This is a genomic window from Rhodopseudomonas sp. WA056, from assembly GCF_010906995.1.
Taxonomy (GTDB): Bacteria; Pseudomonadota; Alphaproteobacteria; order Rhizobiales; family Xanthobacteraceae; genus Rhodopseudomonas; species Rhodopseudomonas palustris_G.
This window is the reverse complement of record NZ_QPFS01000044.1, coordinates 23,967-34,584: the sequence shown is the minus strand read 5'-3', so window position 1 is coordinate 34,584 and position 10,618 is coordinate 23,967. Positions and strand designations below refer to the sequence as shown.

Genomic DNA, 10,618 nt, shown 5'->3' with positions numbered 1-10,618 from the left:
GCAGCAGCGATCGATCGAAACGGCTCGGCGGGGTGATGTCGACAGTCGCGGGTTCGCCTTGCAGCGGCATCCGCGGGAGCAACGCCAGAGCCGCCACAGCGACCAGCCCAAGATTGAGGCCGACCTGACTGAACACGAAGGCGAAGGCGGCCCCGAGCCGAGGCCACAGCGGACCGTCGGGAGCTGCGACGGGCGGAGAGCCGTTGGGCTGCGCCAGCCAAATCAGATGCGGCAGCAGCACGATGAAGCAGGCGACTGCCGCGATTCCCGGCCCGGCCGACAACAGTCGGCGGCGGCCATCGGCGGTCAGCAGCAAATGTCCGATCAGGACCAGGATCAACGCCGCGCCTGCATGGTTGGCGGCGATCATCAACGCGGCGGCGACGCCGAGCCCGATCCAGCTCGAGCGGGCGTCCTCGAACACCGCCTTGCGATACAGCAAGACCACCGCGACCGCGAACGGAAGGCTTGCGATCGCGGGATCGAAGGCGGTGACCTGCGGCCCGAAACAGCCGATCAGGATCGTCAGCGCCACCGCGAGCGTGGCGCCGCTGTCGCCGAAGACCGCAGCGCCGAGCCGCCACAACAGCGCCAGCGTCATCAGCGCCGAGCCGAGCGCGAGCAGGAGCTGTGCGCCGTTCCATCGGCCGGTGGCAAGCGAGGCCAATTCGGTCAGCCACGGCGCCAGCGGCGGGTATTTCCAGTAGCCGCCCTGCAACTCGTTGCCGAACAGCGCCATTTCGTAGCCGACCGCGGGCAGCCCCGGGAAGCTGATCGCGCTGACGAACCACAGCGTTCCGTACAGGCCGAGGATCCACAACAGCAGCCGCTGCGGACGGTTGCGCAGCATCTCGATCAGGCTGTCGCCGGCACCAAGCAGCATGGTCAGCGGTGAAAAACCGGAGCGTGCCGCAGCCGGACGTGGCGCAGCGGGCGCGGCTGCGGGGGCGGGCGCAGCTTGCCCGGCGCCGCGCGCCGGTTTCGCTGCCTTGACCTGGGGTGGTTTCGGTCTGGAGCCGTGCGGCGGCTTGGCCGCAGCCTGCGGCCTTGCGGGAGGTGAGGCCGGGCGCGCATCAGCGGCAGCCGGCGCCGGCACGGCTGCGGTCGAAGCCGGCGCGTCCTCGGTACGTGGCGACGCGACCGCAGCGTCGTCAGGCACCGTCGTCAGCGTCTCGGCGGACGGGCGCAGGCCGGCCTTGCCGCCGTGATGCTTCTTCTTCGGCCGACGCTGTTTGGGTTGCTTGCGCTTGATGGTCGTCGTCCTCTGGCGAAACGGAACCCGCGGTATCGATACCGCGGCCGCTCGTGGCGTTTCGAATCGACGTTTTAGTCCAACGGGTCGGCCAGGCAATTGCCGGAAAGACGAGGCTTAGCGCCGCACGGAGGCAATGAGGTAAGGGCGTGCGTTTCAGGCAACGCCGTCGCGCAGTCCGCGAGCACGTTGTTTCTGGGCGTCGAAATCGGCACGGCGCCGCGCCAGGTCCTCGGCGCTGAGATTGGCGACGTTGTTGTAGTCGCGCTTCCAGCGGTGATCATCGCTCCAGCGCAGCGACGACTGCACCGTGGTTTGGGCCGCCGGCGCGGATTCCAGCAGTCGCAGCGCGAGATCGAGGGTGAAGGTCTGCGACGTTTCGTCGTGCGGTTTACCGGCGGAGTTGCCGAGCGGGAAATCGCTGAACAGAAATCGCGGCACTGCGGCGTGCTCGACGATATCCTTGGCGCAGCCGATCACCACGGTGGAGATACCGGCGGCTTCGAGATGGCGCGCCACCAGCGATACGGTCTGATGGCAGACCGGGCAGTTCGGCACCAGCACAGCGGCGTCGACGCCATCGGCCTTGCAGCGCGCCAGGATCTCGGGCGCGTCGGTCTCGATGGTGACGCGATGGCTGCGGTTGGTCGGCGCGCCGAAGAAGCGCGGCGCGAGCAGAAGCCGGCCTTCGTTCGCCAGCCGGCGAAGCTGCGGCAGCGGAAACCAGGTGCCGCTGTCGGTGGCGGTGGTGTGGGTGCGGTCGTAGGCGATGTGGGAGATGCGCAGGTCGTGATCGCGCGAGGTGTCGCCGTCATAGACCTGATAGAATTTTGCGCCGCCGTTATAGGCCGCGCCGGGGCCCTGATCGCCCTTGGCGGGATCGTAAGGCGCAGCGGTGGTGATCAGCGCGACACGGGATCGTGCCAATGGCCTTGCCAACGGGGCGAACGGCGAACCGGTGTGGTGCGCCCAGCGATACGGCACGTCGTAGCCGATCGCCTGATAATAAGCGCGGGTGCGCGCGATATACTGGATCGGTACGTCGTCGCCTGCCGCGAAGCCGGCAAGTGGATCGGTTTCGGCCATCCTGCGTTCCCGTTGCGCGAGGGTTTTTCGATTGCTAGCCCGTTGCCCGAGTGAGTCAAGGATGCGCCTGTGAAGGGGAGCCGTGGATGACCGGGAGGCGATGGAGCGACCATGTCGCAGTCGTCTGCGGCATCGCTCTGCTCGGGCTGGCAGCGGCGCGTGCCGAGGAGACGCCGGCGGTCCAGCCGGATCGATCCGCTCCGGCTGCATCCGCGCCCGCCGAGACCGGAGCTGCGACAGAGACGAAGATGCCCGCTCGCGCCGACGAAGCGAAGCCTGCCGGGCAGCCGCAGGACAAAGCGGACAAGCCGACCGACCCCGGCACCCGCGAGTCGATCTGCCTGATGATCGAGTCCGCCGCCAAGGCGCACGACTTGCCGCTGGAGTTCTTCGCCCGGGTGATCTGGCAGGAGAGCCGGTTTCAGCCCGATGCCGTCGGACCCGTGACGCGGAGCGGCAAGCGCGCGCAAGGCATCGCGCAGTTCATGCCCGGCACCGCCAGCGAACGCCGGCTGCTCGATCCGTTCGATCCGGTGCAGGCGCTGCCGAAGTCGGCCGAATTCCTCAAGGAGCTGCGCGATCAGTTCGGCAATCTCGGCCTCGCTGCGGCCGCCTACAATGCCGGCCCGCGGCGGGTGCAGGAGTGGCTCGCCGGCACCGGCGGCATGCCGTTGCAGACGAGGGACTACGTGTTTGCGATCACCGGCAGTTCGGTCGAGGACTGGGCAAAGGCGGGACGGGCGGCGAAGCTGCCGGAGACCAAAACGGACGCCGACTGCCGCACCCTGATGGCGCTTCTGACACGGGCGCCGAATCCGTTCGTTGCCGAGCTCGAACAGCGCGTGAAGCTCGGCGCCGATCGGCCGTGGGGCGTGCAGCTTGCCGCCGGCTTCAATCGCAACCGCGCGCTGGCGAGCTATGCGCGGGCGATGACGCGGCTGAGCGGTGTGATCGGCGAGCGCGACCCGACGTTGTTGAGCGCGGTGTTCCGCAGCCGCGGCACCCGGCCGTTCTATCAGGTGCGGATCGGCGCCGACACGCGCGCCGAGGCCGACGATCTGTGCAGGCAGATCCGGAGAGCGGGGCAGGCCTGTCTGGTGCTGCGCAATCGCGGCAGGCCCGGATAGCGTTCAGCAGAACAGAGCCGCGGCAACGGGCCTTGACCGTCTGGCGTTTCCCGCCCGTTATGCGCCGCCGCTTCACCCGTTCTGGAATCTGTTCGTGCCGCCGCCACTCGATTCTCCGCAATGGCAGACACCGCTGCGCGCCTTCCTGCGCGGCCTGATCGCCGCCGGCACCACGGTGCTGACGCTGGTGCTGTTCGCCACCTTCATCGGGATCGGCGCGCTCGCGCACGACAGCCAATTCAGCCTCGGCTGGGTGCTGCTCAGCACCGTGCTGGTGTGGGCCGGTCCGGCGCAGATCATCCTGATCTCCTCGCTCGGCTCGGGGGCGACACCGGTGCAGGCGGCGATTGCGGTGACGGTGAGCGCGATCCGGCTGTTTCCGATGGTGGTGTCGGTGCTGCCGATGCTGAAGACGCCGACAACCAAGTTGCGCCAGCTCGTGCTGCCGGCGCATTTCGTCGCGGTGACGATGTGGGTGGAATGTTTCCGGCTGCTGCCGCAGGTGCCGCGCGAGCGGCGGATCGCCTTCGCCAACGGGCTCGGCTCCGGACTGATCGCGGTGTGCCTGATCGCCAATGTGATCGGTTTTCTGCTGGCGGCCAACCTGCCGCGATCGTTCGGCGCCGCGATCCTGCTGCTGACGCCGCTGGCGTTTCTGCTGTCGACCGCGCGCAACTGCCGCGAACTCGCCGATGTCGTCGCGCTGGTACTCGGGCTGGCGCTGTTTCCGCTGGTGGCGCTGCTGCACACCGGGGTCGACGTGCTGATCAGCGGCGTCTCGGCCGGCACCATCGCCTATGGCGTGCACAGGCTGCGGCGGCGGAGGCGGGCATGAGCAATTTCATCGGCGACTGGCAGGCGCTGCTGGTGCTGGTGCTGGCCGGCGTGCTGCCGAACGAAGTTTGGCGGATGCTTGGGCTGTTGCTCGGCGGCGGCATCGACGAAGGCTCCGAGCTGCTGATCTGGGTCCGCGCGGTCGCCACCGCGATCCTCGCCGGCGTGATCGCCCAGATCCTGTTCGTGCCGCCTGGTGCGCTCGCCAGCGTGTCGCCACTGTTGCGCTACGGATCGGTTGCGGCCGGCTTCGCGGTGTTTCTGGTGGCGCGTCGCTCGATCTTCGCCGGCGTGGTGGCAGGCGAGGTGGTGCTGCTGCTCGGCCAACTTTGGTGGCGATGAAACCGAACCGGTTTCGCGCTACACCGGGCCGTCAGGCAGAGGGCGAAGGATGATGACCGACAGGGGCGAGATCCGTGAAGGCGAGGTTGTGGTCGAGGCGCCGCCGCCGACCGATGCCGGCCTGATCTTCATCGGCCGCATCCGCACGCCCTGGACCTCGCGCGGCGAGACGCCGCGGCAGGGTGCTCCCGACGGGCCGGTGTGCCGGCTGGAGATCTTCGAGCCGTGGACCCAGGCGCTGCAGGGACTCGACAAGTTCGCCCAGGCGCAGGTGGTGTACTGGCTGCATCTGTCGCGCCGCGATCTGGTGATCCAGCGCGGTCACGGCATCGACGGCCCGCGCGGCACGTTCGCGCTGCGCTCGCCGCTGCGGCCGAATCCGATCGGAATTTCCTCGGTGGCCGTGGTCGGGATCGAGGGTGCGACCGTGCTGGTGCGCGGCCTCGACTGCCTCGACGGCACGCCGCTGATCGACCTCAAGCCCGACCGCTGCGTGCATTCGATGGCCAAGTAATAGAACGGGCGGCGCAGCGTGAACGCTGCGATCCAGCTCTCCGGCGTTGGTCAACGCGTTTGCCGTCCGGCGTGCCACTCGCGCCAGGCGATGACTGCGACGGTCAGCGCGCAGAGTGGAAGAACGATGGTCCCGAGCACGAAGCCGTAGGTCGACAACGCATCGTGTTGCTGGGCAGCCATCACCAGATAGACGGTATAGCCGACATACATTGCCAGAAACAGCGCGCCCTCCCACCGTGCGATCAGGTTGCCGGTGAAGAAGATCGGCAGGCAGGCGATCGCCACCGCGATCATCACCGGGATATCGAACGCCATCATCGCCGGCGCGATCGAGAGCCCGCCCGGCACCACGGCGGCGGACACGCCGAGCACGCCGAGTAGATTGAAGATATTGCTGCCGACCACATTGCCGACGGCAATGTCGCGCTGGCCGCGGACCGCGGCCATGATCGAGGTCGCGACCTCCGGCAGCGAGGTGCCGGCCGCGACGATGGTCAGGCCGATCACCATCTCGCTGACGCCGAACAGCCTTGCGAACGTGATCGCCGCATCGACCAGCCAGGTCGCGCCGAAGACCAGCATGACCAAGCCGATAACGATCAGCGCGATCTGCACCGGCAGCTTCGAATCCCAACCTGGCCCCGAGTCCTCCGTCGCCGGCTCGGCAGCATCAGAGCCGGCCTCCTGGCGCCGGCTCTGCACGATCAGAAAGCCCGTATAGACCGCCAGCAGGCAGACCAGGATCAATCCGTCGAGGCGGGACATCGTGCCGTCCCAGGCCAGCGCGGCGACCAGCAGGGACGTCCCGACCATGATCGGCACTTCCTGGCGGATCAACTGCCGATTGATGATCAGCGGTGTGATCAGCGCCGACAGGCCGAGAATGAACAGCACATTGAAGATGTTGCTGCCGACTACGTTGCCGACGGTAATGTTGGCCTGGTTGGCCATCGCCGCCTGAATCGCGACCGCCAGTTCCGGCGATCCCGTGCCGAACGCCACCACGGTCAGCCCGACCACCAGCGGCGAGATCCCGAACGACAGCGCCAGTTTCGAGGCGCCGCGAACCAGGAGTTCAGCACCGACGACGAGGGCGACCAGTCCCGACACAAAACTGACCAGCGCGATCATCTCTGTTGCCTCGTTCGCGGATGGCGCCGTCGCGGCGGCCGGCTTCCGTCGTCAGCTTCCAGCCTGCAACGAACATCGGGCGTTACGGTTGCTCAGGCATCACAGGCAGGTCGGAGGGAGGGCCGGAGCCTAGCCCTGGGCGAGCGCCGCCTTCAGTTGTGCTGCATGTTGCTCGAGTACGGCGGGTTCTTCCTTGCGCGAGGCCGGCGGCAGCAGCGGCACGCCGTCGTGGCGCGGCATCACGTGCATGTGCAGATGATAGACGACCTGGCCGGCGGCCGGCTCGCTGAACTGCTGCACCACGATGCCGTCGGCCTTGAACGCCTTCATCGCCGCGTGGGCGATCTTGTGGGCGCCGCGCGCCACATGGGCGAAATCTTCGGACGTGATATCGAGAATATTGCGAGCCGGTGCCTTCGGAATCACCAGCGTATGGCCGGTCGAACGCGGCATGATGTCGAGGAAAGCGAAGACATGATCGTCTTCGTAGATTTTGTGACACGGGATTTCGCCGCGCAGGATCTTGGCGAAAATATTCTCTGAATCGTAAGCGGTCATGGTTGCTCCGGACTTGGCGGCGCGATTGTCGTCCGCCGTGCACGGGCCGGTCAAGCCGGATCGGTGAGGTTACCTTTTTTGAACGGAGCGGCTTCGGCCAGTTCGCGTCCCATCTCGTCGACGACCATCCGCTCGCGTCTCAGATAGTCGGCGATCGCCCGGCGCAGCGCCGGGTCTGCGATGAAATGCGCCGAGTAGGTGGTCTGCGGCAGATAGCCACGCGCGATCTTGTGTTCGCCCTGCGCGCCGGCCTCCACCACGGCGAGGCCGCGGGTGATCGCGAAATCGATCGCCTGATAGTAGCAGATCTCGAAATGCAGAAACGGGTGATGCTCGATGGCGCCCCAGTGCCGACCGAACAGCGTGTCGCCGCCGATGAAGTTGATCGCGCCGGCGATCCAGCGGCCGTTGCGCTTGGCCATCACCAGCAGCACGTCCTGGCTCATGCTCTGGCCGATCAGGGAATAGAACTCCCTATTCAGGTACGGCCGACCCCATTTCCGCGAGCCGGTCTCCATGTAGAAGGAGAAGAACGCGTCCCAGGCGTCTTCGGTGATGTCGGCGCCGGTGAGGTGGTGGATGGTGATGCCGCTTCCCACCGCGTCGCGCCGCTCGCGCTTGATCGCCTTGCGATGCCGTGAGTTCAGCGTCGCCAGGAAATCGTCGAAGCCGGCATAGCCGGCATTGTGCCAATGAAACTGCTGGTCGGTGCGTTGCAGGAAGCCGCGCTCGGCGAGGAAGCGCCACTCGCTCTCGCGTGCGAAGGTGACGTGGACCGAAGAGGCCTTGCTGAGATCGCACAGCGCCATCAGACCGTTCACCAGCGCGCCGCCGACGCGCGCCGGATCGACGCCATCGCGGATCAGCAGGCGCGGCCCGGTCGCGGGCGTGAACGGCACCGAGGCCTGCAGCTTCGGATAGTAGCTGCCGCCGGCGCGCTCATAGGCGTCGGCCCAGCCGCGGTCGAACACGTACTCGCCCTGCGAGTGCGCTTTCAGATAGCACGGCACGATGCCGACGATTTCACCATCCTGCCGGGCGATCAGATGCCGTGGTCCCCAGCCGGTGTGGGCACTCGCCGACCGCGATTGTTCGAGCGCGGCGAAGAACGCATGGCTGAGGAAGGGATTGTACGCGGCTCTCGCGGCGGTGCAGTCGCTGCCGAGAGCGCCGGCCGGGTTCGGATCAGGAACGAGGACGCCGGAACGCGCGCAGGCGTCCCATTCGGCGGCGGCGACTGCATCCACCGACGGCACCGCTTCGAGCGTGATGTCCGACGAGCCCGTCAAACGGCCGAACCAACAATGCAAGCGCAGGCGATCATGGCAACAGATTGGGCATTTCCCGATCGCGCTTCAAGACCGGCCGCGGTCACGTTTGCGGAACAAAGCCCTCGAAGATCATCTGGTCGGCGTGGCGAGCGGCGCGCGCGCACTGCTCCGGCGTACGCACCGTCCAGCTCAGCAGCGTGCAGCCGAACAGATTGCGTGCGATCCACGGCGCCGGGGCGGGGAGGTCGTCGACCCGATAGGCGACGAAATGCGGCTGGGTTTTGAACCCATGCTTCAGAGCCACCATGGAGTCGCGCTGCGCCTCGCCGAGCCCGGCCCAATAGGCGTCGTCGTAACTGCGCTCGGCGGTGATGCCGCGCGTCAGCTTGGGCGCGAGTTGGCGCAGCGCCAGCACCTGGTCGGGATCGAACGACATCGCCGCGACCGGTCCGTTGTAGCTGTCCAGCACCTGAAGCAGCCGGCGCACGAGCTTGCGGTCGCCGTCGAAATGGCTCTTCAGCTCGATCACCAGCGCCACGCGGCCGGCGACGAGATCGCACAGCTCGCCGACCGACATCATCCGCTCGGGCGTGTCCTTGAACGGCACCTGCCGGAGCTGCGCGGCGGTCATCCGGAGCAGGGCGCCGTCGCCGTCGGTCAGCCGGCCGAGATCGTCGTCGTGGTGGACCATCGCTTCACCGTCTGCGGTGAGTTGAATGTCCACCTCGATGCTGAAGTTTGCGGCGATCGCCGCGTCGACCGCACCGGGCATGTTCTCGACGATGCCGCGGGCACGGTCGTGCAGGCCGCGATGCGCGACCGGTCGGGCGGTCAGCCAGTCGGACGCGCGCATCGCAGTGCTTCCTGATCAGGCGACTTCGAACAGGCCCTCGACCTCGACCGCCGCATCGGCCGGCAGCGAAGCGACGCCGACCGTGGTGCGGGCGTGGCGGCCCTTGTCGCCGAAGGCGGCGACCATCAGGTCGGAGGCGCCGTTCATCACCTTGGGTCCGTCGACGAAATCCGGCGTCGAGTTGATGAAGCCGCCGAGCCGCACCACGCGCACCACCTTGTCGAGATCGCCGAGCGCGGCCTTGAGCTGCGCCAGCAGATTGATCGCGCAGGCCCGCGCGGCAGCGTTGCCCTGTTCGATCGAGACGTCGGCACCGAGTTTGCCCTTGGCGACCAGCTTGCCTTCGGCGTCGAAGCAGACCTGCCCCGATACCACCAGCAGATTGCCGGTGCGGACGAAGCCGACGTAGTTGGCGACCGGGCTCGCCGGCTCGTGCAACACGATGCCCTGCGCGGTCAGTTTCTGCTCGATCACCCCGGTCATGCCGATCCCCATTGCTTTTCGCGTTTCGCCGGCGCGTGCCGCCGGGCGGTCCTGTTTGGCCGATTGCGGCCCCTGTTGCAAGTAAGCCGCGACGCCGGCTGGCGCCGTCCGGCCTTGCGAGACCTGCAGGGGCCGGTTCCGTTCGATCGCGCATCACGGCAATCGCTCCGTTATTTCACCGCAATCCGATGGTCCAGAAAGTCGCAGACGTTGCGGCCACTTCGGCCGCCACCTATTCTAATCGGACCGCTCTCAGGGAGACGACATGCCCGTGTCACGACAGACGACGCGATCGAGCCGGGGACTGCTCGCAATCGTGGCAGCGCTCGCCATCTCCACCGGATCGGCGGCGGTTGCCGGTCCGGCGATCAACTTTCTGCCGCATCAGGCGCTGTACGATCTCAGCCTTCTGAAAACCCGCAACAACGCCTCGGTCAGTACGGTACGCGGTCGCATCCTGTACAACTTCTCGGGCAATGCCTGCGAAGGCTACACCTCGGATTTTCGCCAGGTGTCGGAGATCGAAAGCGGCGAGGGCAAGAACACGCTGAGCGACCTGCGTTCGTCGAGCTGGGAGGACGCCGCCGGCAAGAGCTATCGGTTCAAGATCGGCACCCGGATGGACGACTCCAAGGAGAGCGACGTCGACGGCATCGCCGAGCGCACCGGTGACCACATTACGGTGAAGCTGAAGCAGCCGGTGCAGAAGACATTCCAGCTCGACGGCGCCACGGTTTTTCCGACCGAGCAGATCGAACGCATCATCGAAGCCGCGCGCGCCGGCAAGTCGCTGCTGAACCTGTCGGTCTACGACGGCTCGGACAACGGCGAGAAGGTGTACAACACCTTGACGGTGATCGGACAGCCGATCAAAGGCGACGGCGCAGCCGCTTCGCCCGACCCGTCGATCAACGACGAGGCGATGAAGGCGATGACCCGCTGGCCGGTGACGGTGAGCTATTACGATCGCGACGCCAAGGCCAATGCCGGCGAACAGACGCCGGTGTACGCGATGTCGTTCGAACTCTACGAGAACGGCGTGTCGCGCTCGCTGGTGCTCGACTACAACGACTTTGTGCTCGCCGGCGCGATGGGCAAGCTCGAGGTCAAGGCGAGCAAGCCGTGTAAGTAGCAAGGCCTCGCGGTTCGTCGTTGCGAGGAGCGC

General features: G+C 67.0%; 12 protein-coding genes. 5 read left to right on the top strand and 7 right to left on the bottom strand.

Annotated elements, in window-relative coordinates; genetic code table 11:
- Positions 1–883, bottom strand: an 883-nt coding sequence (locus DU475_RS11155) for a glycosyltransferase family 39 protein (RefSeq protein WP_164632197.1), incomplete at its 3' end; no start/stop codon positions are given.
- Positions 884–1,408: 525 nt separating this feature from the next.
- Positions 1,409–2,338, bottom strand: a complete 930-nt coding sequence (locus DU475_RS11150; RefSeq protein ID WP_164632196.1) for a glycine reductase — start codon at positions 2,336–2,338, stop codon at positions 1,409–1,411.
- An 86-nt stretch (positions 2,339–2,424) separates the two neighbouring features.
- On the opposite strand from DU475_RS11150, the gene DU475_RS11145 reads away from it, so the two are divergent.
- The 4 genes from DU475_RS11145 to DU475_RS11130 all read left to right on the top strand — a co-directional run bounded on the left by DU475_RS11145 (position 2,425) and on the right by DU475_RS11130 (position 5,155).
- Positions 2,425–3,465 (top strand): lytic transglycosylase domain-containing protein, encoded by a 1,041-nt coding sequence (locus DU475_RS11145; protein WP_164632195.1) that lies wholly within the window; start codon positions 2,425–2,427, stop codon positions 3,463–3,465.
- 94 nt (positions 3,466–3,559) lie between these two features.
- Positions 3,560–4,300 carry an AzlC family ABC transporter permease gene (locus DU475_RS11140; RefSeq protein ID WP_164632194.1) on the top strand — a complete coding sequence of 247 codons (741 nt, stop codon included), beginning with the start codon at positions 3,560–3,562 and terminating at the stop codon, positions 4,298–4,300.
- Positions 4,297–4,641, top strand: a complete 345-nt coding sequence (locus tag DU475_RS11135) for an AzlD domain-containing protein (protein ID WP_164632193.1) — start codon at positions 4,297–4,299, stop codon at positions 4,639–4,641. Before DU475_RS11140 ends, DU475_RS11135 begins: the two co-directional genes overlap by 4 nt.
- 52 nt (positions 4,642–4,693) lie before the next feature.
- The gene (locus tag DU475_RS11130; RefSeq protein WP_164632192.1) at positions 4,694–5,155 is read left to right on the top strand and encodes an SAM-dependent methyltransferase; all 462 of its coding nucleotides are present in this window, start codon (positions 4,694–4,696) and stop codon (positions 5,153–5,155) included.
- A gap of 50 nt (positions 5,156–5,205) precedes the next feature.
- On the opposite strand, the gene DU475_RS11125 is transcribed toward DU475_RS11130, so the two are convergent.
- The 5 genes from DU475_RS11125 to DU475_RS11105 all read right to left on the bottom strand — a co-directional run bounded on the left by DU475_RS11125 (position 5,206) and on the right by DU475_RS11105 (position 9,453).
- A complete protein-coding gene (locus DU475_RS11125; RefSeq protein ID WP_164632191.1) occupies positions 5,206–6,288 on the bottom strand; it encodes a calcium/sodium antiporter in 1,083 nt (360 codons plus the stop codon).
- Between the two features lie 129 nt (positions 6,289–6,417).
- On the bottom strand, positions 6,418–6,846 hold the full coding sequence (locus DU475_RS11120; RefSeq protein WP_013502010.1) for an HIT family protein: 429 nt from the start codon (positions 6,844–6,846) through the stop codon (positions 6,418–6,420).
- 50 nt (positions 6,847–6,896) lie between these two features.
- The gene (locus tag DU475_RS11115; protein WP_164632190.1) at positions 6,897–8,135 is read right to left on the bottom strand and encodes a GNAT family N-acetyltransferase; all 1,239 of its coding nucleotides are present in this window, start codon (positions 8,133–8,135) and stop codon (positions 6,897–6,899) included.
- Between the two features lie 82 nt (positions 8,136–8,217).
- Positions 8,218–8,970: a glycerophosphodiester phosphodiesterase gene (locus DU475_RS11110; protein WP_164632189.1), complete on the bottom strand. Its 753-nt coding sequence runs from the start codon at positions 8,968–8,970 to the stop codon at positions 8,218–8,220.
- Between the two features lie 15 nt (positions 8,971–8,985).
- Positions 8,986–9,453, bottom strand: a complete 468-nt coding sequence (locus DU475_RS11105; protein WP_013502013.1) for a RidA family protein — start codon at positions 9,451–9,453, stop codon at positions 8,986–8,988.
- A gap of 265 nt (positions 9,454–9,718) precedes the next feature.
- Here DU475_RS11105 and DU475_RS11100 point away from each other — a divergent pair, with 265 nt between their 5' ends.
- Entirely contained in the window at positions 9,719–10,585 is an 867-nt protein-coding gene (locus DU475_RS11100; RefSeq protein WP_013502014.1) for a cell envelope integrity EipB family protein, read from the top strand.
- The last annotated feature ends 33 nt before the right edge of the window (positions 10,586–10,618 follow it).